Here is a 22,010-nt window from a genome sequence, read left to right as displayed (position 1 = left end):
GACTGGATTCGGCGCAGGTTCCCGGCACGTTGAACTCCGCTGCTGGTGTACTGGACCGTTGGCGGTACCTCGCCATCTTCACCGTGTGGGCGGTGGCGCTGATCGTGCCTCGCCAGGTGCCGGTCGCGGTGATCTCGGCCAGTAGTCTGCTGGCCGCGCTCATTGCCGGCGAGTCATTGGTGGGGGTGAGGGACTGGGTCAACGTGGCCGGAGCGGCCGGTGTCAACTGTCCAGCCTGGCCGACGTGGTCACGCTTGCCGCTGCGTCCGGCGTCGCGGCGACGGTGGCTGTCGCTGCCGTCATGGTGGTTGTCTGGCCTGCCGCGCGGGCGGTCCAGAGGCGCTCGCCTCTGTGGCTTCCGGCCGCAATCGTCGCAGTCGGCAGCCCCATCGGTGTGGTCGTTGTCCACGGTGTGACGTTCACGGCGACAGCGATAGGCGCCGCACTGCTGTCGCCGTCGCTGCCATGCGCGGGGGCCGTTGCGATCGCCGGACTATGACGCCCCAACACTCGGCTCGCGCTGCTCTGCACCGTGGTTGTCGTCCTGAGCGTCGACCTGACGACGAGTCTGATCTAGGGGCGCAGGCGGCATCAGCGCCACTCGTGAGTCGAACGGGAAGGGCAAGGGATGGGGAGGCCGTAGGCTCTGTGGTCCTACGCTGCCCTTACTCCACCGATCCTCCATGCGAGGTTCAGCCGAGCGGTCAACGATTCTCCCTTTCTCAATGGCACTTCAGTGGCTTAGGGTGATGGCGCCTTAACCGAGGGGGAGGTTGGTGCTCGTGTTCGGTGATGATCTGGACGGCGCAGAGGAGGTCGTGGACCGCTGGCAGGCATCGTTGCAGGAGCGGGCCGACGCGGCCCGGCAGGTACGCGAACGCCTCGACGCGGTGACCGGGATCGGTTTAGACCCTGACAGGATCGTCCAAGTTACCGTCGCCCCCTCCGGCGTCTTGGCGGATATCAAGCTGCCAGAGCAGATCCGGCGCCAGTCGGCGGATCTGACCCGACAGCAGATCCTGCAAGCCGCCCAAGCCGCCCAAGCCGATCTCGCTCGCAAAGCCGCGCTCGTCGTCGCAGACACCATCGGCACGAACAATCCGACGGCCGACGCGATCGTGTCCTCCTACACCCGCCGTCTGACGTCGGATCCCGGCGATGCAACCCGGTGAGGTGACCGCGACGCCGGCGGCCATCGTCCAGCACGCCGGGGCCGTCGACGGTATCGCCGCCGGAGTGACCACGGCCAAGCGAGCGGGGGAAACGGCACGTGTCGACAACGCCGCCTACGGCCGGCTCTGCACACTTCTCCCGCCGATGATCAATTTTTTGCAGGACATGGTGCTCGACGCGATCACGGCAGCCGACACGTCGCTGACCGACACCGCAGCCCGGCTGCGCGCAGCGGCACACGCCTATGTCACCACTGATGGCACCAGTGAACGGGACGTTCGCCGGATCGGCGCCAGCGGATGACGATCAACCCGCTCGTCGCTGGCTCCCTGGAACAGCCGACCAGCGCTTGGTCCGGAATTTGGATCGCCGAAGACATCGAGCTGATCGCCCAGGGCGTCAAGAACGGTTCCTGGATCGACGGCACCCTCGGTGTCGTCGGTGTCGGCCTCGACGGGCTCGCCCTTGTGTCCGACCCGATCGGCGCGCTACTGCAGTACGGCATCTCCTGGCTCATCGAACACGTCAAACCCCTGACGGAGGCCCTTGATTGGCTGGCCGGGGATCCGGGCCAGATCGCCGGGCATGCCCAGACCTGGCGCAACATCGCCAAGAGCCTTCAAGGTGACGCCGAAGACCTGCGGGCCGAGGCGTCGAGGACCGTCGCAACCTGGCGTGGCCCCGCCGGTGACGCCTACCGCGGCTGGGCACGACAGCAGCACGACGCGATCCTTGGCATCGCCAAATCCGCCGACGCGATGGCCTCGATCACCGAAGGGGCTGGCGCGCTCATCGCCGCCGTGCGCATCCTGGTTCGTGACGCGATCGCCACCGCGGTGTCCCGTCTGGTCGTGTACGCCGCCGAACTGATCGCCTCCTGGGGTGCCGCCACGCCCCTCGTCGTCGAGCAGGTCACCACCCTGGTCGCGTCGTGGGCTGCCAAGATCGCCCGATGGCTCAAGGCCCTCATCGCCAGCCTGCGCCGCCTCGGCCCGATCGTCGGCCGGCTCGCCGAACTGACCACCGAGCTCAAGAAGATCCTTGGCCGGCTCCATACCCATACCCCGACAGCTCGCGCCGGCGAAAACTACTTCAGCAAAGCGCCTGCTCTCAGCAACGCCGAGGTGCTCGCACGGGGACCGGGCACGCCGATGACGCTGGACAACATCAAAGCCATCGCGCAGCGGATCGGCGTTGACCTCGACAATATCAAGATAAAGATCATCGACGATCCTGAAGAACTGCGCTACCTCGACTTCATGGACGCGTGCGCCTACACCCCAAGCGAACTGGCCGGCACCGAAGTCCGGTTCGGACCGGCCAGCTTCGTTGACGAGGAGACGCTCGCGGCGACCATCGCCCACGAATATCAACACGTAGCGCAGCAGCAAGCCGGCGAACACCTGGTGCGGAATCTCAAAGAACTCGAGGACGAGGCCTATGCGGTGGAATCATCAGCATTAGAACTGTTGAGGAGGATCCTGTCATGAGCGCGAACCAGTTCCGTGTCGACGAAGTCTTCGACATCGTCAGTCGCGGTGGGCTGCTGGTGGTAGGGACTTTCCAGGGCGAGCAGCCGGTCGGCGTCCCGGCGATGCGCGACGCGACGACCGGTCAAGCGCTGCACATCCTCGGGGTCGAGTTCGCGACTCCGCGGACACTGCGCACGGGCCAGACAACCCTCGTTCTCGACCGCGATGACCGCGAACTTGCATCCCCAGGTCGCATGTGGACCGTCGACGTCGCCGCGTGAGGCCACCACGATCGGGACTGGCCGAGGCGGGAGCCGCGCCCTCCATGCTCGGCCGGTCGAAGACGGAGCGTTTGAATGGGACGCGGCATCGCCCCCGCCCACCGAAGTCTAGGCGTGACCCGGCGGTCGGGCGAACAACTCGTTACCGAAATCGTCGCCGGGCCAGCGTATCGACGACGCTCGTCCGAGGTGCGGGTAACTATTGACATCAACGGAGCAGCGGTCATGCCGACAGAACTCCATTACTTCACAGATCAAGTAATCAGGCACCGACGCCTGCTGACTTTCGTGGCATCCCGACTGGGCGCGCAAATCCGCAAGCCACGCGACGGCAGCCCACGCTACGCGCACACAGCGGGAATGGGAGTCTTCTGCGCAGCCCTGCCACGACGTGTCCGCAATCGTGAGCGCGAATATCTCGAACAGTCAACCGCCGCCAGCTTCGGCTTTCGTACTCGCAGCTCTGTCTATTTCCAGCTACGCGGCGTGGCGAGCCTGGAGGAATCGGATCACGCGTGGGCACAGGTCCTGGAACTAGCGATCGATCTTGCGGCGTGGCGGCTGGGCGACGCCGTGCTGGTATTCAACCGGGAACAGATCTTGATGCGGTGCACCCGCGCGCACGGGGTGGTGTTCGACAACTGGGAAGCGTTCGCCGAGACGCCCGAACTCGCGATGATCGTCGCCAGGTGCCCGCAGCGCACACTCGACCAGCCGCTGCTCTAACGACCCTCAAGATGTGCCCAGTGCTGTGGCCGGGGATGGACCCAGACAGCAGGCGTGGCACACGCGACGCTACAGCGGCCAGTCGAGTTGAGCCTCCGGGACGCCGACGCTGCGCGCGTGCTCGACGGCTTCGGCGTTGGCGACGGCATCGTGCCGGTCGAATGCGAATACACGGCCGCTGAAGACGACGTACTTCGTTCGCGCCGAGGCGAAATCGCAATACCAGCTGCCGGCGCGCATCGCGTCCGCGAGCTGCTGCGCGAACTGCCCGACGACATCCTCAGGGCACGAGAATTCGAGCAGCGTCCACTCGGCTGGCTGATCGTCCGCCGGGCTCGACACCGAGATCCGCTGCACCTTGCGCAGCGTCAGCCCGCATTCGACCGGCATTCCAGGTGCCAGGCTTTCGGCGACCAGCGTGCCTGTCACTGCCACAATCACTCCTTCCCCTCCCGCGACCACTCGCCGTCGCCCCTGGAGTTGACAAGTTCGTTCCAGCACGACCGCGGCCCCGAGGGTAAAGTTAGCACGCATGTGCCAATACCCGGGGTTCGATGGGTCACTGGAGGGTCTGTCGTTGACGCCGTCTGGGTGACAGGTCAACTGATTGGATTACAGGCAGAAAGCGATGGCGACGCGCACGTGTGTGGCCTCGTTACGGAGTCGACCAAGAGAATCCCGACACCAGGCAGGGACACGTGCGCGACTACTGCGGCGGTGGGCTGCTGTCACACAAGAGCGGCTCCTTCGGCGGCGGCTCGGCCAACCTTGGGCCGTGGTACTACCTCGCCGCTCCGCGGTACATGTGCATCAACGCCGAAGCCCATTACAGCTCCTACACCAGCCAGAAGGACACCGACCAAGTGTGCGCGGTGCTGGTGTGACCATTGCCCACAGTCGCCGATGGCCGGCCGTAGGTGTGGTGGTCGCAGCGTGTCTCGTGCTGGGTGAGGCCGTCGTGCCGCTTCACAACTGGACCCGCAGCCCGCCACTGCCCAGCCGGTCGCCGCGTCCATCTCTTCACCCGGCCCGGGAGCCGACCAGACGCTGTCGGTCTTCGCCGCGTTCGGCGACCGCCAGGACGGCGGCTACGACATCCTCGTGTCCGCGTGGATCAGCCAGGGCCGTGCGTTCGCTGAGGCCCGCGGCGAACTCGACCTCGATGGAGCCGGCGAGATGTATTTCGTTGGCTCCTCCAAGACCAACGCGGGTGCGCGGGTGGTCAGCGGCGGGGAGGAGTTGGACCAGGCCGGCGAGGGCCGGCCAGCGTCACCATCGGTGAACAGACGTATGCGTCCGCCGACTACGCGCTGATCGTCGCTAGCCGTACCCAGCAATAGTGTTTTGTCGGCGCAGGTAGCCACGGTCCGAGCCAGCCGAAGGCCCGCGCGTATGGAGGATGGCGCGGGCGTTGAACGGGCGACGACGGTGCGTGCCGTCGTATCGCGAACGTACGTCAGATCCGGGCATCCAGGAACAGCCGTCCTGCGTGAGTGGACAGGGCAGTGGGTAGCCACAACCTCCGCCATCAACGAACTTCTCGCTTCCGCCGGAGCGCTCGTCACCCCAGAGGAGACCCTGGGCAAGGTGCCGGTGGTCATTCGCCGTCTGTGACGCCACGGTTGCGTCACTTTTCATCGGTTGGCGGATGACGGGACCGACTGGACTACGGCGCGCCGCTTCGACCGGTCGGACCCGTGTGCGGTCCATTGCTCGCACTCGTAGGTACCGCGATTCCTTTGCTTCACCGCTGCCGCGGCACCGGCAACGCGCGTGTGCGAGACGTCATCAGCCTACACTGAATAGAGGCACTGGAAGGGATTGTGTCCGCTGGTCCGATGCCGTGGGAGTGGCACCGCATGGCAACCGCTGCACCGCTTTCGAGCTGGGACAACCTCAACCAGTTGGCCTCGGAACCGATCGGCCAGTCCGACGTGATCGAACTGCCGGACTCTGGCTGGGGAGCGATCATCGCTTGGTTGTCTCCACGGGATCGAGTCGCGCGATTGCTTGATGATCGAGTCCACACGACATGGGTGCGGATCGAATCCAACGCCGGACCATCGCAGTTCCACGAGAGGCGAAGCCAGGCGGAGCAAGACGCGCTGGACCACGACGTAGACGGCTACCTGGCAGATGCCAGCGTGCCTCCGCGACCGCGAGGCTATCGCTGGTTCCTTCGGCTTCCCCCCGACCTGGACGGGAATGCCTTCTGGGCGCGGGTCCACTCCGCAATGGACGAGGCCCAGCCGACGCCGGTTCACCCCGGCGACGTCAAGCAGGTCCTGCAACACGTATTTGCCTCGATTTTCCCCGCGGAGTAACGCCGCCTGGCCGACTTGGTCGGTCGATCTGGCCGCTCAAGCGAAGACCTGCGTCGGGGTGATCGCAGAGGCGGCGCTGCGTTGGGGATACCCGTTCTGCGCGGACGATCGTACGTAGGCTGCCGAGCCAGCGGACCAGCCTCCCGCAGATCGGCTGACGCCGGCGTGTTGGCCGAGCCGGGCTGACGAATTTCCGTGTTCAACGGGAAGCTCGGCGATCCGGCTGGGGAGCGCGCCCGGCAGATCTAGCAGAGAACCGGGTCCGGGTTGTCGTTGTAGGTCGAAGGTGACCGGGTTGGTGGGATCCGGCATGCCTGCGGCCAGCAGATCCGCCCCTTCTTGGCGGGGAGGCCGGGGCTGGTCAGCGGGGTCGGGTGGGATGCGGAACTGCCAGGCGAGCAGTAGGTCGAAGCGCAGCAGGGCCGTCCACTGCATCGAGGCGTTCGGTACCGCCGGGTCCCCCGAATGGGACATGGTCGGCTACTCCGGATAGGCGGTGTTTGTCGCTATTTCGGGTTTCCGGTGCCGCTGTCGATCGTTTAGTCGTTCACCGAACGGGCCCTATGCCGACGACTAGGCGTGGAGGAACATCGACGGTGTCCTTGGGGAGGAAGTACGAATATGGGTTCGACGTGGGTCGCCTCGGTCGGTCATCTGGGCGGCGATTACCGCATGCTGCTGTGCGCGCAGGGCAGCACCTATCTTCATGTCGCGCTCGAAGGGCCGCCGCTGACGGCCGACATGGCCGACGAGCAGTCCGGCCCGCATTTTCCCGATGTGATCGTCGAAGGTGAGAGTTGGCGGCCGCACGGGCGGTTCAGCCTCGGCCGGGCCAATATCGCCGGGCGAAGCTTCGACCGGACGCTGTTCAGCGGCTTCTTCCCGCTTCCGCCCGACGAGGTCGAACGACTGTCGCTCGAAGTAATCGGGTCCGGCACCGGCGACGCCGGGCAAGGCCAGGTCCGTGACGAGAAGCGGAAGCTGTTCGCGACCGAGTTCGGTCGTCACAGCCGACCGCTGCCGGGCAGCGATCTGTGGCAGCCCCGTCATGCGTCCGCGTCCGACGGCTATCGACTACTGGGCGCAGGCGAGGGCCAGGATGTGTTCTACATTTTCTGCGAAGCGCCGGCCCCAGCTTCTACCGATCGGCGGTCTGCGGGCGAGCCGGCCGGTGATCTGACCTACACGCTGTTCTTCGACGACGAGGAGCAGCAGCCCTTGCCGGACCGGGTTTTCCCGGCAAGGCTGGGCAGTCGCCAGGAGCCGGATGTGGCTCTGCTGGTGATCATGGTTGCGCGGCGTGCGCGAACACCACGCGAGTTTGGGCTGGTTCTGGTCGACCAGACGACCAAGGCCAGAGTCTTCGACATCGAGGCACACCGTCACTGAGCGGGCGTTGCTGACGAGCGGCGGCCGCCGGCGGCCCATTGTCGGCTGGTCGTGAGGTGCCTGTGCTGCATCGGATGTCCGCGAACGGCTGCATCGCCGCGCCTCTTTGTTTCGACGTGGTTGGCCCAGCGACAGCATTTGCGCGCCGGTCGACCGCCCGCGATCTCGTGGAACGCCGCAGAACTTCTGAGCCTGCGGCGCTGGTTGGTGGGTGACGCCTCAGGTGTCAACGGTCCTCGAAGGGCGGCCGTCTTCGATGGACGTGTCAGGTCGCCTGGTCGCGACCCTGGGTGGGGGCCGGATCGCCGCCCACGGCGGTGCGGCTGGCGCCCAGAAGCGCTGCGAGTCCGTCGGCCAGGCCACCGCGCCAACTGGCGTAGTCGTGGCCGCCGTAGTACTCCCGATAGGTCAGCGGGTAGCCCTTGGCAGTCAGCACGTCGCGCATGTGCCGGTTCTTGTCTAGGAGCAGGACTTCGACAAGGCCGGCTTCCTGAAAGATGCGGATGGGCACGCGCGGCGCGGCGGCGTACTGGCGGATGACCGCGCCGGCTGCGGTGTCGAACTCGCTGCCCTTTGGCCATTGGAATGATCCGGACTGGGTCAGTACGAGCCCGAACCGGTGCGATGCGTGTAGTCCGGTGTAAGCGGGCATCAGTCCGCCGAGGCTTTGCCCGGCGATCACCGTCCGCGTGGGGTCGGCGGTGACCGGCCATTGGCTGGTGATCCACGGCATGAGCTCCTCGACCAGAAAGCGGAGGAACCGCGGATGGTCCGGTAGTTCCTGCCATCGGGTGTGCTCGGTGTCGACCATCACCACCACGGTGGGGCCGATCGCCTGGTCTGCGATCAGGTTGTCCAGCGTGGTTGTCACGTCGATGCGCATCCAGTCGCCGCCGTCGAGCAGGACCACCACGTCGGCTGGGCTGTCAGCGTGGACGCCGCCGGGTGGCAGGTAGGTCCAGACCCGTCGGGTGTTGGCCAGCACGTCACTGTCGATATCGCCGGAGACCAGGGCGCCGGCGGCGGTGCCTGGCCGCGGTTGGCGCCACGGCTGTGCGGATGCCTGCGGCAGTTCCACGATCGACGCGGGGCCGGGGTTGCCGGAGATCGTCGGGAACGTGGCCGGATTCGACGCGTCTGCGACGCCGGTGGCCAGCAATTCAGTCCATGCCTGGTCGTCCAGCGTCCCGGTCGGCAACGGTGTCGGGGAGGGGCATATCTGGTAGGAGGCGCGAAAATCGGCGCGTAGGCGTGCTGTCCAGCGCCACAGGCCGCCAGGTTCGGGGCTCATCAGATACGGGGTGAGGTCGCGTGCGCGGCGGGCGTTCTCGTCCAGGGTCACGAACCGTAGGAACACGTCATGCGGGTCGGGCTCGCCGGCTGGCTGCTGGTAGGTGATCGTGACGATGCGGTAGTGGGGGTCGTCGGCCGAGTCGATCTGAAGCACCATGGTTCCTTCCATGAACCAGCCGTGAAGGGTGTACAGGGCCGGCGCTGCGGAAGTACCCCGCCGGCCGGGGTTGTGGCGATTTTCCGATGGCGTCTCGGCGCCACAAAGAGGTTCAGCGCTGCAAACCCTCCCAGTGGCGCGCACGACGCTGTGCCTCGGTGGTCGCCGACGGTTGACTGGGATGCCGCCGACCGACGCTCTGGTCGTACGGGTCTGCTGCACCGAAGGGCGATCAGTGCTGGCGTGACGGCCACACGATGCTGCATCCATGTGGCTATGTTGCGCCGATGTACCCGGATGCTTGCATGGTCCATAGGGTTCGGTAGGTGCTGTCGGTGTGCCGCATGAGCTGGTCGTGGGTGCCGGCCGCGACGAGGTGGCCTTTGACCATGACCAGGATCAGGTCGGCGTCGCGGACGTTGGCCAGCCAGTGGGTGACGAGTACGACGATACGCCCGGGGCGTGCGGTGAGCTGCTGGAATAGGGCGTATTCGGCGCGGGGGTCCATGGACGCCGACGGCTCGTCGCAGATGAGAAGGCTGCCGTTGCGGTAGATGAGCCTCGCTGCGATGAGTCGCTGCCACTGTCCAGAGGACAGTTCCTGGCCGCCTTTGTATTCGCGGTCGAGCAGGTGTCGTAGCCGTCCGGGAGTTCGGTGATCATGTCGTGGGCGACGGCTGCCACGGCGGCGGCTTCGACCTCGCGATGATCGTGGGTGTCCTGCTGTCGGCCGATGGTGATGTTGGCGCCGGCGGTGAACGGGAATTCCACCAGTCCTGGCTCATGACCGCCGTGTGCGCGGCCCGGCTGTTCGGGTCGAGGGCGACGGTGTCGGTGCCGTTCCATAGGATGCGGCCGCTGGTGGGCTGGTAGAGACCGGCGAGGAGTTTGGAGATGGAGCTTTTGCCTGAGCCGTTTTCGCCGACGAGGGCGACGACCTGGCCGGCTTCGATGGTGAAGCTGACCGAGTCGACCGCTGGCTGATCGGTGTCGGGGTAGGACAGCGATACGTCGTCGAACACGATCTGTGCTGGTGTCTCGGCGGGCACGGGCTGCGTGTCGGCGGTGGGGGTGACCGCGTGGCAGCGGTCGACGAAATCGCGCATGTCACCCACGTACAGGGTGCGTTCGTAGACCTGGTTTAGGCCGAACACGGCGGTGCTGAGGCTGGTGCGTGCCTGCACGACCGCGACGTAGGTGGCGGCCGCGGCGGCGAGGGGGATGTCGCCGCTGGTCAGCATCCACGCTAGCACCATATACAGGCCGAACATTGCTGTGCCGCCGGCGATCATGCCAGACAGCCGGGACAGGGTCTGCTGGCGGGCCAGCCGCATGTGTGCGCTGGTTTCGTCCGACATGGCCTGCTCATACTGGGTCAGCAACTGGTCGCGCATCTGATAGGTGCGCAGTTCCGCGGCGGTGTGTTTGGACGCCATCAGGAATCCCAGCGTCCACATCCGGCGCCGGCGGGTGATACGGGCGAGCAGCGCCGCGTACTCGCGGCGGGCCATGCGTGTCGCGGTGATCGCTGTGGGCAGCGCGGACAGCAGCAGGCACGGCAGCAGCAAGGGTTCGATGATCGCCACCGCGACCGCTGTGGCCGCGACCCCGACCATGCCGGTCACCAGGTTGACGGTGGAGTCGACGAGCCCGGCTGCCTCGAAGGTGCCGCGGTCGCGGGCGCGGTGCATGTCCTCGGCGAATCCGGCCTGGTCGAATGCGGACATTGGTACGGCTGTGGTGGCGCGGAACAGGTCGAGTTCCACCCGGTAGTTGATCAGCGGGGTGAGGCGGGTCTGGGCGTGGCCGGCCGCGACGGTGAGGCCGCCGCGGGCTGCGACCGCGAGGCCGCCGATGATCAGTGACGGGCCGGCGGCGCGTACGGCGTCGGTGCTGAACCCGGCGTTGAACAAGGTACGCAGGGCGGCGGTGCCGGCGAGCAGGCCGAGGGTGGTCATTAGCCCGGCGGCCAGGGTCAAGGCGACCGCGGCCGCGGTGTCGCGGCGTGATGCCTGCCAGCCTAGCCGCAATGCGTAGCCGACCAGTGCCGGGATGCGGCGGGCGATCGTCCAGAACCCGGTCTTGGCCAGATCCTCGAGGTGTTTGTGCCAGGGGCTGGCCGCCAGTTCCGGTGCGGGCTTGCCAGGCTGCGCCGGAACCGGTCGCGGCTTCGCGTCGTCGCCGCTGGGCGCCGGATCGGGCGTTGGACAGGTTGAGGTGGCCGTCATGCCATCACCCGCCGACGGGTCCGCATCGTAGGACCTGCCGGCCCCGTTACCCGTGAATGTCGGGGAGACTCGATGTGCTCGGCTGCGGGGGCGGCGGGAGGGAACCTGACACCGGCTGCCGAGCCGAGGACGCGCCGGCACCCTGATGCCCTCCTGCGATAGGCAGCAACCTGGCCGTTGTCGCTGTGAAGCCTGGCGTGCTGGATGTCTCCGCCGTGGTACATCAGGTGCCTCCCCGAATCTTTCACTCCATCAACGGTTGCAGGTCGTGTGCGTTTAACGCTGGTGGCCGTTTGCGGCAGGTCGCCTTTCGCAGGTCAGGTCCTGCCGGCACCGGCTTCGAGGTAGGCGGTGACGCCGTCATGGCGGGCGTGGCGGGCCGCCGCAGCCCGGCGGGCGAGCAGCGGCGACAGGCGGATGGCTTCCTGCTCTGGGGTGCTCCAGGCCCAGTCGCGTAACTCGTCTGGGGCAAGGGTGATCGCCGCGGTCTGTGTGCTGGTCAACGGTCCGCCGTCGAAGACGATCATTAGCCGGTCGGTGCGGGTGTCTGGCGGCACCCAGTCGATGACCAGGATCCGTCCGGGGACGACGGTCAGGCCGAGTTTCTCGGCGACCTCGCGGACGGCCGCGTCGTAGGGCGACTCGCCTTTCTCGACCGCCCCGCCGGGCAGTTCCCACGCGTGAGGGGATTTGTCGGTGATCTCGACGAGTAGTTGCCGATCGTGGTCGTCGGTGAACAGCACGGCGGCGGCCATCGGCTTGCCGGGCAGGGTGGCCAGGTACTGCTCATGGGAGGTGATCCGGGGTTTCATCGGGACTCGGCTTGCGGACGGATGCCGAGCAGGCGAGGCCGGCCGGGTTGCCACCCGGCGAAGGTGGTGATGCGGGTGAGCCCGGCCGCGGTCATCGCCTGCTGGTACTGCTCCTCGGTGGACAGACCCATGACATGGGTGTCGTGGAAGTGGCGGATCGGATCGGCGGTCCGGTGGTCGGCGACCAGATAGTGCATGTCCATGCGGGACAGGGCTTCCGTGTCGCGGGTGGAGCGGGTCATGCGGATGATCGTGCGGGCATCGGTGGCCGCGATCGTGTGGCTGACACGGTTGTCGCGCCATTGCTCTGGGGTGAACCACGGTTCGATGACCACTACACCGCCGGGTTCGGTGTGCGCGGCGAGCCGGACCACGGTGGTGTGTAGCCGGTCCTCGGTCGTGGCGTATCCGATCGTGGAGAACAGGCAGAGCACGGCGGAGAACGTCCGGCTGAGGTCGAAGCTGGTCATGTCACCGTCGTGGATCAGCACGTCGGGCAGCCGTGTCTGCGCTGCGGCGCGCATCGCCGCGGCTGGTTCGACGCCCTCGACATGAGGGAACTGGTGTCGGATCGCGGCGAGGTGCAGGCCGGTTCCGCAGCCGACGTCGAGCACGTCTCCGATGCGGGCGTGATGCGCCCGCAGGAGCGCTGCCAGTTCGCCGGCTTCGGCCCCGTAGTCCTTGCCCATGCCATGTTGATAGAGGTCGTCGTAGATTTCTGCGAGGTCTGGGTCATACATGCGGTCTCCTCTCGGGCAGTGGCGGGCGATGGGTCCGGGATCACCGGTCGTGTAGCCCGGCCGTGGCGGCCACCTGGCTTGGGTGCGCCGTGCTGGGGTTTGGTGGACGTGTTGTCCGCGGTCATGGCAGCGCGCCGGGATCGCCGGTGGCGCGGTGGGCGTCGAGGTGTGGGCGCAGTCGATGGGTGATGGCGATCCGGTCGGCCAGTGGGACGTTCTGGGATCGGGTGGTGGGCAACTCGTCGCCTGGATGGCGGGGAATCACGTGGGTGTGCAGGTGGGCGATGTCTTGACCGGGTGGGCCGAGGTTCATGCGGATGGTGACGCCGGTGGCGTGGAACGCGGAGCGGACGGCGTTGCTCAGCGCGGTCGTCGCGGTGAGCCATCCGGTGGCCAGGTCGGTGGGAAGATCCTGGAGGGTGGTCACGTGGACGGCTGGGACTAGCAGCATGTGCCCGTGGTTGCGGGGCCGTTGTTGTTTGGCCGGGAACGCCACGAAACCGCCGCTGACAGCAACGCAGACGTCGTGATCGATGTCCCCGGCGATGACGCGGCAGAAGATGCATGTTTGCGGGTCCTGTCCGTGCATAGGCGGCGGGTCTGCCGATGGGCAGGTGCCGTGGTGGTCAGCGTGACGCATCGCCGGCTCCGATCACGGCGATGACCGTCCCGGTGACGTGGTGCAGGTCGCCGGTGGCGTCGACGATGGTGTCGGCCAATGCCATGAGGCGGGTGCGTTCGGTGTCGAACGTGGTGGTGAGCCAGCGGGCGCTGTCACCGGCGCGTCCGAAGTCGTTGCCGCGGCTGGCATTGGTGAGCCGGTCGGCCTGGGTGGCCCGGTCGATGTCGAGCATGATCACGGTGCTGAATCGGTCGCGCAGGTCGGCGAGGTTGGCCGCGACGCCGCACAGGACCAGCGGCGGCGTCTGGCCGGCGAGCTTATCGGTAGTGATGAGCTGGTCGAGTACCTGCGGGTCCAGGATCCAGTGGTGGGCGGTGAGCCACTGGATGTCGGGATGGTGCGGGCGGGTGACCGGGGTGTGGGTGTGGTCGGCCCAGTAGGCCAGGCCCGGGTAGGCGTCCAGGCTGATGGCTCGCTGGCCGCTGCCGATCAACGCGCGGGTCAGGGCGGACTTGCCGCTGCCGGACACACCCGTGATGAGTACAGGCCGCGTCACCAGAAACCACCACACTTGCTGCTGAAGTAGTCGCCGGCCGGCGCGGGGTGGTGCGCTCGTGACGCGGGGCGAAGCGGTGGGTGGGACTGTGTGGCTGGAGGGCGATCCATCCGGCCGATGCCGCATGCCGTCGGGAAAGTCATGATGTTGCCTCTCTGGCACGAGTGGGTTTGCTGCCGTTCAGCGGTCGGCGGGATTGTCACGGCTATGCGTGGGCTCATCGATCCAGTGCCAGCCGGTGCCGTTGAGCCAGGACCGCAGGCCCGGCCGAAGCCAGCGCCGCTCGAACCATGCCAGCCCGCCCGCGATCGCGGCGGCGATGACGGCGTTGTCCCATAGCTGCTGAACACTGCGAAGGACCGTGGTGACGACTGCGAGTATGAGAAGGCCGGTGTAGAGGACTTGCCGCTGGCGTTGATTCATCACCGAGACTCCCAGAAGGGCGGGGGATAGGGCGTGTGTGTCGCCGTCGCGGTTCCCGACGATCGCAATGGCCAGGCCAGCGAATCCGCTGACCGGCGCCGGACACAGGCCGGACACAGGCCGGGCAAAGGTGGCGGGCCGGCGTGCATCGTTGCCGAAGGGGAGACTGCTCATCGCGACCCTGCGGGGATGGTCACACGCGTCAGCTTCCGTAGCTGGTTTTCGACGTCGGGCAGGGCGTCGATCATCCGGTCGATGCTGATGTGGCGTTGGTTCCAGTAGGTGTGGCGTTGTTCGTGGACGCGGGCGGGCAGCTGCTGGCTGATCAGGTCACCCAGGGGGTAGGTGCTGGTGAGGCTGTGGAGCAGAGCCAGCCGGGCGCAGGAGACGAGTTCGGCGGGTGCGAGGGGCCCGTCGGCGGTTCGGTATTCGGCCACGACTGCCAGGCCGATGTCTTGCCACAGGTGGGTGGCGGCGACGGTGGCGGGGTCGAACGCGATGCGGCCGAGTTCGCGGGCCCGATCGGCGAGCTGGATGCGTGGGTCGATGACAGCGGTGAGTTTCGTGCCGGTCCACAGGAGGTTGGGTGCGGTCAGGTCGCCGTGGACGCGGTCGAGCCGGAGCCGGGGCAGACCGGCGCGTAGCTGGGGCACTTGCTCGAGTAGGCGGATCCGCTGCCGGATCTGCAATTGCAGGGCAGTGTCACCGGGCACAGGCTGGTTGGCGAGCTGTTGTTCGAGTGATTCGAACCGGGCGACGAGGCTGGGCCGGGCGGCGTTTCTGGTGGCTTCCGGGTCGAACGGCAGCCCGGCGACCGGCAGCCGGTCGAGGCACCGGTGCAGCCGGGCCAGGGCTTGCCCGACGGCCGGTGCGTGGGCGACGGTGAGCGGACCTACGGGTTCGGCGTCGCTCCATTCCCAGACCGACATCGCCAGGCCCGACCGGCGATACAGCAAGGTGCCGTCCGGGGCTGGGACGGGTGCGATCGTGGGAATGCCGGCCTTACGCCACTGGCCTTGGACGGTGATGTTGAGCAGTTCGTAGCCGTCGTCGCCGCGCAGCGGAAGGGTCTTGACGAACATCGGCCCACGGGCGGTGTCCGCGCGGGCATGCACACCGGTCGTGCCCGACCACACCCGGTCGATGGACAGGACCTCCAGCTGGTAGCAGGTTTCCAGGGCTCGGCGGATGTCCGGCAGGATCGACCTCATCAGCCGTGCCCCCATCCGCCGCGGTGACGGCTGTACCAGCGGGCGAACTGCGCGAATACACTCGTGTTCATCCACGTCTGGTGGAAGGCGCGCTGCTCGGATGTGGGAAGCGCGGCGAGGGGCTGCTGGGCGCCGGTGGGGATGTAGACGGTCCATAGCGGCAGCCGATCCGACTCCCCGACCGGGGCCGGAGCGACGTGGCCCGTGCGCTGTTGGGTGAAGGTGATCACCCCGTAGGCGTCGGCGTACGCGAGGGCGGCCGTCGACGTGCACGCCCGGGTGGTCGTCAGATCGGCCAGGAGTGCGACCGCGGCGGCTCCGCCGGCGGTGATGAGTTGTTTGACCAGGGCACCGGGGTAGCCGTTGAGGTCGTCGAGGCCGAACCCGGAGGCTTCGACGATCACCGGCCGGCCGAGTTCGGCGTAGGCGTGTTTGGCCTTCCCAGCGGCGATTACTTCCACGTCGGTCGACTGAAGTTCCGGCAAGACCAGGTCTACGTGGGCGAGGTCGATGCCGTACGGGGTGATGAGCTCGGCGGCGATCGCGTGTTTGGCCGTGCTGCCGGTGACCATGACGATCTGCCCACGCCAGGGCGCTGGCCGCCGCACTGAGCACCATTCCAGCTGACGGCCGCCGTCGCGCAGATCGGGCAGGGTGAACAGGTCCCGGCCATCGCGCAGGTGCTGCGCGATCGACTCTAGTGCCGGGACTGGCCAGACCCGGCCTGTGGAGAGCACGCCGGGGTCGAGCGGGAGTTCCTCTAGATCGAACTCGCCGTCTGCCGCCAGCTCCGGCCCCGTACGTAGGTTCGGGTCCCAGGCGGGGATACGGGCGAGGAAGATCGCATGGGTTTGCCCGCCGACCGTGGACATCTCGATCAGCCGGTGCAGGTCCGGGATGCCACCGGTTTCCTCGGCGACTTCACGTAGGCAGGCGTCTTCGAGGCTGGCGTCGCGGGGTTCGATGCCCCCGCCGGGCAGCATCCAGAACGGCTGCTCGCCGGGTTTGGCGCGCCGGATGACGAGCATCCGATGGTCGGGGGTGATCAGCAGCGCGCGAACCCGCTGGACTTGTCGCCGCACCGTGGCCACGCGCTGATCGCCGTCGGCGAGCTGCTGCAGGAACTCGGCTTTGCCCTTGGTGTAGGCGGCCCGGTCGCCGTGGTGCGTCGCGGCGAGCCGCCGCTTGAGGTGGTCATATTCAGCGCATATCGCTGGGTCGGTGCGCAGCCGGTCCCGCACTCGCAGGTAGCGGTCCCACTGCGGGTCGTCGGCGGTCAGGACGTGGATGTGAGCGACCCGGACGCCCAGCGTGGGTTCGGCGACGAACAGCAGACCGCCTTGCTCGTGTTTGTCGCCGCGGAACAGGTACTTCTCCTCGTGCAGCGCGGCGATGACTTTGGGCACGTCGGCGTCGGGCCGCAGCCGGACCGCCACGTCGATGATCGGTTTCGCGGGCAGGTCTTGCACCGCGGTGGATCCGATGTGCTCCACGGCGTCCGCGTGGCTGTGCAAGGCGGATCGTAGGCTTCGGATGTGGGCGGCGGCGTGCGCGAACCATGCCGCGTCGTGGTCGACGACCTGCACCGTCCCGTAGGTCAGGCCAACCATCCGGGCGCCAGGGAGCCAGCCGAACTCGCCGTACGCTTGTCCGGCCAGGCCGGCATGGATGCCTTGCGCCGGGTAGGCGATCACATCGGGTGGTAGATCGGCGGGGTCGGCCCAGACCAGTTCGCTGCACCGGTCGGGTTCGGCGTTGACCGGCCGGCCCGACCACCGGTCGGCGAGATAGAACAAACCGATCCGGTCGGCGCCGCCGTCACCGGCGCGGTGCAGAACGTGTACCAGCCGCAGATCGGCAAGGTCGACGACGACCCCGGTCTCCTCGGCCGTTTCCCGCAGGACCGCCTCAGCTGTGGTCTCGCCGGCTTCGAGATGCCCCGACGGCAACGCGAGCATCCCGTCCCCGTAGCTGGTTTGGGATCGTCTTGCTAGAAGGATCTTGCCGTCGTCGCGGCGCAGGATCATGTGGACGTCGACGATGCTGCGATGCCGGCTCACTGGTCTGCTCCCCGGGTGGCGATGACGTCGGCGAGATCGTGTTCGGGTGGTGTGGCGGGTTCGTCGTTGCGGTAACACCACAGCGGACGCAGGTTGCCCGACAGGTAGGCCAGTACGGGTTCGGTTTCGGCCCGGTCGGCGGACGATCCAGCCAGCAGGCCGATGGCCTCACTGGTGGTGGCCAGTCGGGCTTCAGCGATGCCGCCGCCCGGATCGTGCACGTGGTTCAGGACCCCCGCACATGGGTAGCAGTCGAAGTACATGGCGAGCATCGACGTGGGCGTGCCCGTTGAGGTCGCCGTGTTCACGGTGAACGCCAACTGTGGCATGCCTGCTAGGCGCAGCCCGGTCTTCTCCCGGATCTGGCGGGTGAGAGCTTCTGTGACCAACTCTCCAGCGTGGACGACGCCGCCGGGCGGCGTCCACGCGTTGGGTCGATCACGTTGCCTACGCACCAGGAGGAGCCGGTCGTCGACGCGCAGGATGCCGACAACGACCTGGGCAGGCGCGCACATTCGGCCCGGCGGGACTTCCCCGGACACCAATACTGGCGGGCTGCCGGTGTTCGCGTTCGTCATGAGCACTTCCTTCGTTGCTGGTCGTTCTTTGTGGGTGCAACGAGGTGTAAAGGTCGGCGGGTGACGAACCCGACGAGCCCGGCGTCCCGACAGCGCGGGCGGTAGTTCGGGCCCGACCGGTGCGCAGTCCAGGGCGTGGTTGTCGCTGCTGCGAGGGCTCACCGGTTCACCGGCGGCATCGTCGGCCAGGCGGTCTGCGTGGGGATGATCGTGGACACGGGGGTGGCCGTCAGGGCGGGGCCGAACTGGTCGGTCCACCGCGCGGGGAAGAACAGTGTGTAGGAGGCAGACTTGCCAGCGGTTTCCTGTTGCACGGCCAGCAGTTCCCCGGTGGCCGGGTCGATGATGATCGTGAAGGCGGTGTGGTCGGCGGTGGCACTGAAACCGATGCCTTCACGTTCGGCGGCGTCCCGCATCCGGGTGTGGGTGAACGTGACCTGGGTCAGGTTCGCCAACGCGTACAGGATCGCCTGGCGCATCTTCCTCGGGACCGCCTGCTGGTAGTACAGGTCGACCAGTTCGTCGATGCGCACCCGAGTGCCCGGTTCGACGAAGTACGACGACTGGCCGGCGTTGCGGATGGTGTCGAGCATCCAGGTCAGTTCCGTGGCGGGGCTGCCGCCGGGCAGTGTCAGGTCGGGCCGAAACTTTCCGCCTTCGCGGCTGTCGACCGCATGCGGGGTGATGGTGTCGAAGCGGGTGTTGCGGTAGGCGACGATGGGATCGAAGTCTTTCGCCGGTACGCCGATGTCGTCGATGCTGCGGGTCAGGGAAAGATACTGGGTGCCGTCGGGTGTGTGCCAGCTGCGTTGTTCGGCGGCCTCGACCGGGCCTTGGATCGCCTGGTCCCAGACGATGGTGCGGAGTTCGGTGTAGGCGCCGGTGCGGTGGTCGGCGGGAGCGTCGCCGATCTGTTCGGCGACGGCGGCGAGTAGGTAATCGCCGGTCATGAGGTCTTCGTTGTGGATGATCCCCGCCGAACCCGCTGAGAGACTGCCGCTGTCAAGATAAAAGGCGATCGTCCCTGCAGCTATGGGGCCGATCAGGACAACGGCGGCCAGCATGAAGGCGAGCCGCCGTCGGTCGGGCTGTGCTGGGGTGAGCACAGTGTTGAAGTTCGGTCTGTTCAGTTTGGTGGCCACGGGAACCTCTCTGATGGTTGACGGTCGGCAGGTGGATCGAGCGGTGACAAGGCGGCTCAGGCGGCGGGTGGTTCGCCGCGAACCGGCGACGCTGGCAGGTCGGATGGCTGGGCACGGCGGCCGCGGAACCAGCCGACGACGGTAGGAACACTGGCGGCCGCGTATCCGGCGAACACGATCCGCAGCACCGAGCCGAGCAGCACATCTGCCACCTGTGCGTGGCCGGTGACGAAGGCTGCCACCCCGGCGATCAGCACCAACCCCATCGCGGCCATCAAGCCGGCCGCTGTGTTCCTGGCCCAGCGTCGGACTACCGGCTCGTCATGACGACGTACCACCAGCCGAAAGTCCTCGACGGACGGATCGGCACCGTCGACTGCTGGACCCGGTAGCGACGCGATGCAAGGTGGTGCGTCGGACTGGCGCATGACGACACCGGTGCGGCAGCGCAGGCACCACAGCGATCCCACCCTGGGACGACCGGCAACACCTGACCATGCCAGCCGCAGCCCGAGGCTGCCGCAGCTCGGGCAGCGCACCCCAGGCTGGTCGGCGACCGTGGTGTCGATGTGGGCGAAGGTGCGCATCCATGCCGTCCACAGCGGGTCGCTGAGCAGGAACCTGCCGTTGGCGCGCACTGTGCTCATCCGCCACGCGCGCACGAAAGCTGCCCACGTCGACTCCCTGTCGGTGCTCGCCAGATCCCCATGGCGCTTTCGCATCGGCTATGCCTTCCCGCGCAGGTTGTGGCCACCCCGGCGGGCCAGCGTGGGAGTACCGGGGAGGTCGCGGCGGGAGGCGAGCCACCGCCAGGTCAGCAGGCCGTTGCGCAGCTGGAAGGCGCGAAGGTGCGGGGCGTCGGGTCGGGGCGCGCCGGCGGCGTAGGTGAGCCATGCTCCGGCCATCCACGCCAGCGCCTGATCCAGACGCGCCCCGTCGAGGTCCGGTATCGCGGTGTCGAGGAAGGTCTGCGGGTCGTGACCGTCGTCGCTGGCGGCGACCGCGAGGGTCACCAGGTCGATCCAGGCCGGGCCGGGCTGCAGGGTCGCCCAGTCGACCAGCCACACCCGGTCAGGGCCGAGAAGCAGGTTGTCCGGCCGCAGGTCGAAATGCGCCAGCGTCGTTGCCTGGTCGCAGGTGGCCAGGAACCCGGCCTCCAGATCCTGCATCGACGGCGCGAAAGTGGCCAGGTGCGCGGCGTGCGCAGGCAGGCGCCGACGGCCCGCGACAATGTCGGCCCACCCGGACGGCAGCGGCTGCGGCCGACCGGCCGCCGACCGCAAAGCGGGACTTGCGCCGGTGAGCGCGGCGGCCGTCTGCTGCCAGGCGGCAACCAGCCTCTGCCCGTCCCGAGGGACCCAGCCGGGCTCAGGCATCCGCCCGTCGACGGCGTCGAACCCGACAATGACCCAGCCATCATGTTCGCTGTGCCAACGCAGCCGCGCCGACGGCACACCCAGCGGCAACAGCCGGGCAATCTGCGCCTCCCGCAGATACGCAGCAGCGGCCGGCGACGTGCACGGGGCGGCCTTGACGAACGAACTGCTGCCGTCAGCGTGAGTCACGGTGGCAGCGAACACCGCCGACAGGCCGCCACATGCCGGTGACGCGGCGACGACCCGCTGATGCGACCACCCGTCGATCTCCGCCTGGACCGACGCAGGCAGCCACTCCCACCCCGGACGCGGGGTCGCAGCGGGACAGGGCACCGGCAGCACCGCGGGCGCCTCCGACGAGTCGACCCACCGATGGGCGACGACGCGACGCGCAGACGCCGACCACGACAACCAGCGACCTTCCAGACGGGGCACGACGGAAGCGGCGGCTGTGGCCAAGACCCGGTTGGCGTTGATCGGCTTCACGACAGCTCCCCAACAGCGACAGTGGCCATGCCGCGGGCGTAAGCGAGATTGCTCGCCAACACGGTCCGCCGCTGCTCGTCGGCGGGCGGGAACACCGTGTCGTGCAGGTGGATCTCATGCGCCGCGTACAGCAGCAGCGACAGCGCGTACCCGGGCGCACAGCCTTCGGCCAAAGCCAGTCCAGCCAGGTGGGGGCGCAGCCACGGGTTACCAGGCGACCACAGCAAGTCCATCAGCGCCCAATCGGTTCCGGCGGGCTGCCACCCGGTGTGCTCGAAGTCGATCACCGCGATACTGCTGTCGGCGCACAGCAGGTTGCCCGGCAGCGGATCACCGTGTTCGATGCGAGCCCACACCCGCAGCCACAACGGCCGGAACAACGCCACGTCGGTCTCGGTGAGGACACCGGCGCGGTTCGGGCCGGCATGCAGTCCGTAGACGCGGGTGCACGGCCAGGTCGGCACCGAATTGCTGGGAGGCTGCCACTGATGCATCGAGGTCAGCGCGCCGAGGGCCTGCTCGATGCGATGGTCGCTGATCGGCCCTGGATAGCGATCCTCACCCAACGGCGCGCCGGGCAGGTACTGCACGGTGAGCGTGGTCTCGTCGGAGGCAAGGAGCGTGGGGACGTGCCAGCCGGTGGGGATGACGGTGTGCAGCGCCCGGTAGACGACCAGTTCGATGGCGTGCCGAGCGGCAGCCTGCGGGTCACCGCCCGAACGGACCTTGAGCACCGTGATGAGGCCGTCGGAATCCTGTACAGCCAGAGTTCGGCCGTTGCTGGTGTCGCGCAGCACACGGACCACCGTCAGCCCGCGCGCCGTCAGCAGCGCGTGGAGTTCGGCAGGAGCGATCATGAGGCTCGGCCCACCCTCTCGTCGCCTGCGGCCGTTAGCTGATCGTGGCTGCCATGGTCGACCTGCCAACGGGGGTCGGTGACGAAGATCTGCTTGGCATGACA

Annotated in this window: 24 protein-coding genes; 8 read left to right on the top strand and 16 right to left on the bottom strand. The window is 67.6% G+C overall.

Annotated elements, in window-relative coordinates; all coding sequences use genetic code 11:
• Positions 1 to 776 precede the first annotated feature (776 nt).
• From HDA40_RS10395 to HDA40_RS10375, 5 genes are all read left to right on the top strand, one after another.
• Entirely contained in the window at positions 777 to 1,172 is a 396-nt protein-coding gene (locus tag HDA40_RS10395; RefSeq protein WP_253754400.1) for a YbaB/EbfC family nucleoid-associated protein, read from the top strand.
• Positions 1,159 to 1,476, top strand: a complete 318-nt coding sequence (locus HDA40_RS10390) for a type VII secretion target (RefSeq protein WP_253754398.1) — start codon at positions 1,159 to 1,161, stop codon at positions 1,474 to 1,476. Before HDA40_RS10395 ends, HDA40_RS10390 begins: the two co-directional genes overlap by 14 nt.
• Positions 1,473 to 2,663 carry a WXG100-like domain-containing protein gene (locus HDA40_RS10385; protein WP_253754396.1) on the top strand — a complete coding sequence of 397 codons (1,191 nt, stop codon included), beginning with the start codon at positions 1,473 to 1,475 and terminating at the stop codon, positions 2,661 to 2,663. The genes HDA40_RS10390 and HDA40_RS10385 overlap by 4 nt, the downstream gene beginning before the upstream one ends.
• Positions 2,660 to 2,926, top strand: a complete 267-nt coding sequence (locus tag HDA40_RS10380; RefSeq protein ID WP_253754394.1) for a hypothetical protein — start codon at positions 2,660 to 2,662, stop codon at positions 2,924 to 2,926. The genes HDA40_RS10385 and HDA40_RS10380 overlap by 4 nt, the downstream gene beginning before the upstream one ends.
• A 75-nt stretch (positions 2,927 to 3,001) precedes the next feature.
• Positions 3,002 to 3,652, top strand: a complete 651-nt coding sequence (locus HDA40_RS10375; protein ID WP_253754392.1) for a hypothetical protein — start codon at positions 3,002 to 3,004, stop codon at positions 3,650 to 3,652.
• A 69-nt stretch (positions 3,653 to 3,721) separates the two neighbouring features.
• On the opposite strand, the gene HDA40_RS10370 is transcribed toward HDA40_RS10375, so the two are convergent.
• Complete coding sequence (locus HDA40_RS10370) at positions 3,722 to 4,087, bottom strand: PIN domain-containing protein (RefSeq protein ID WP_253754390.1); 366 nt, start codon at positions 4,085 to 4,087, stop codon at positions 3,722 to 3,724.
• A 263-nt stretch (positions 4,088 to 4,350) separates the two neighbouring features.
• On the opposite strand from HDA40_RS10370, the gene HDA40_RS10365 reads away from it, so the two are divergent.
• The 3 genes from HDA40_RS10365 (at position 4,351) to HDA40_RS10355 (ending at position 7,365) form a co-directional block, all read left to right on the top strand.
• On the top strand, positions 4,351 to 4,536 hold the full coding sequence (locus HDA40_RS10365) for a hypothetical protein (protein WP_253754388.1): 186 nt from the start codon (positions 4,351 to 4,353) through the stop codon (positions 4,534 to 4,536).
• A 975-nt stretch (positions 4,537 to 5,511) separates the two neighbouring features.
• Entirely contained in the window at positions 5,512 to 5,976 is a 465-nt protein-coding gene (locus HDA40_RS10360) for a DUF5956 family protein (RefSeq protein WP_253754386.1), read from the top strand.
• A 621-nt stretch (positions 5,977 to 6,597) separates the two neighbouring features.
• A complete protein-coding gene (locus tag HDA40_RS10355; RefSeq protein ID WP_253754384.1) occupies positions 6,598 to 7,365 on the top strand; it encodes a hypothetical protein in 768 nt (255 codons plus the stop codon).
• Between the two features lie 265 nt (positions 7,366 to 7,630).
• Here the strand turns inward: HDA40_RS10355 and fes are convergent, their stop codons facing one another.
• From fes to HDA40_RS10280, 15 genes are all read right to left on the bottom strand, one after another.
• Positions 7,631 to 8,959, bottom strand: coding sequence for an enterochelin esterase (fes, locus tag HDA40_RS10350; protein ID WP_253754382.1), 1,329 nt, complete (start codon positions 8,957 to 8,959; stop codon positions 7,631 to 7,633).
• Between the two features lie 130 nt (positions 8,960 to 9,089).
• Positions 9,090 to 9,323: a hypothetical protein gene (locus HDA40_RS10345; protein WP_253754380.1), complete on the bottom strand. Its 234-nt coding sequence runs from the start codon at positions 9,321 to 9,323 to the stop codon at positions 9,090 to 9,092.
• A gap of 151 nt (positions 9,324 to 9,474) precedes the next feature.
• The gene (locus HDA40_RS10340) at positions 9,475 to 11,043 is read right to left on the bottom strand and encodes an ATP-binding cassette domain-containing protein (RefSeq protein ID WP_253754377.1); all 1,569 of its coding nucleotides are present in this window, start codon (positions 11,041 to 11,043) and stop codon (positions 9,475 to 9,477) included.
• 317 nt (positions 11,044 to 11,360) lie between these two features.
• Entirely contained in the window at positions 11,361 to 11,855 is a 495-nt protein-coding gene (locus HDA40_RS10335) for an NUDIX domain-containing protein (RefSeq protein ID WP_253754375.1), read from the bottom strand.
• The gene (locus tag HDA40_RS10330; protein ID WP_253754373.1) at positions 11,852 to 12,595 is read right to left on the bottom strand and encodes a class I SAM-dependent methyltransferase; all 744 of its coding nucleotides are present in this window, start codon (positions 12,593 to 12,595) and stop codon (positions 11,852 to 11,854) included. Before HDA40_RS10330 ends, HDA40_RS10335 begins: the two co-directional genes overlap by 4 nt.
• 121 nt (positions 12,596 to 12,716) lie before the next feature.
• Entirely contained in the window at positions 12,717 to 13,184 is a 468-nt protein-coding gene (locus tag HDA40_RS10325) for an HIT family protein (protein WP_253754371.1), read from the bottom strand.
• Between the two features lie 37 nt (positions 13,185 to 13,221).
• On the bottom strand, positions 13,222 to 13,773 hold the full coding sequence (locus tag HDA40_RS10320) for a hypothetical protein (RefSeq protein ID WP_253754370.1): 552 nt from the start codon (positions 13,771 to 13,773) through the stop codon (positions 13,222 to 13,224).
• A gap of 180 nt (positions 13,774 to 13,953) precedes the next feature.
• Positions 13,954 to 14,370 (bottom strand): hypothetical protein, encoded by a 417-nt coding sequence (locus HDA40_RS10315; RefSeq protein ID WP_253754368.1) that lies wholly within the window; start codon positions 14,368 to 14,370, stop codon positions 13,954 to 13,956.
• Positions 14,367 to 15,407, bottom strand: a complete 1,041-nt coding sequence (locus HDA40_RS10310; protein WP_253754367.1) for a phosphotransferase enzyme family protein — start codon at positions 15,405 to 15,407, stop codon at positions 14,367 to 14,369. The genes HDA40_RS10315 and HDA40_RS10310 overlap by 4 nt, the downstream gene beginning before the upstream one ends.
• Entirely contained in the window at positions 15,407 to 17,467 is a 2,061-nt protein-coding gene (locus HDA40_RS10305; protein WP_253754365.1) for a non-canonical purine NTP pyrophosphatase, read from the bottom strand. The genes HDA40_RS10310 and HDA40_RS10305 overlap by 1 nt, the downstream gene beginning before the upstream one ends.
• Positions 17,464 to 18,045 (bottom strand): NUDIX domain-containing protein, encoded by a 582-nt coding sequence (locus tag HDA40_RS10300; RefSeq protein WP_253754363.1) that lies wholly within the window; start codon positions 18,043 to 18,045, stop codon positions 17,464 to 17,466. The genes HDA40_RS10305 and HDA40_RS10300 overlap by 4 nt, the downstream gene beginning before the upstream one ends.
• A 158-nt stretch (positions 18,046 to 18,203) precedes the next feature.
• The gene (locus HDA40_RS10295) at positions 18,204 to 19,187 is read right to left on the bottom strand and encodes a hypothetical protein (RefSeq protein WP_253754361.1); all 984 of its coding nucleotides are present in this window, start codon (positions 19,185 to 19,187) and stop codon (positions 18,204 to 18,206) included.
• A 56-nt stretch (positions 19,188 to 19,243) separates the two neighbouring features.
• Positions 19,244 to 19,825: a hypothetical protein gene (locus tag HDA40_RS10290; RefSeq protein ID WP_253754359.1), complete on the bottom strand. Its 582-nt coding sequence runs from the start codon at positions 19,823 to 19,825 to the stop codon at positions 19,244 to 19,246.
• 87 nt (positions 19,826 to 19,912) lie between these two features.
• Positions 19,913 to 21,049: a phosphotransferase family protein gene (locus tag HDA40_RS10285; RefSeq protein ID WP_253754357.1), complete on the bottom strand. Its 1,137-nt coding sequence runs from the start codon at positions 21,047 to 21,049 to the stop codon at positions 19,913 to 19,915.
• Positions 21,046 to 21,906, bottom strand: a complete 861-nt coding sequence (locus tag HDA40_RS10280; protein WP_253754355.1) for a phosphotransferase — start codon at positions 21,904 to 21,906, stop codon at positions 21,046 to 21,048. The genes HDA40_RS10285 and HDA40_RS10280 overlap by 4 nt, the downstream gene beginning before the upstream one ends.
• Positions 21,907 to 22,010 lie beyond the last annotated feature (104 nt).

It is taken from the genome of Hamadaea flava (assembly GCF_024172085.1).
In the GTDB taxonomy this organism is placed as follows: Bacteria; Actinomycetota; Actinomycetes; order Mycobacteriales; family Micromonosporaceae; genus Hamadaea; species Hamadaea flava.
This window is presented reverse-complemented; position numbering and strand designations above follow the sequence as displayed.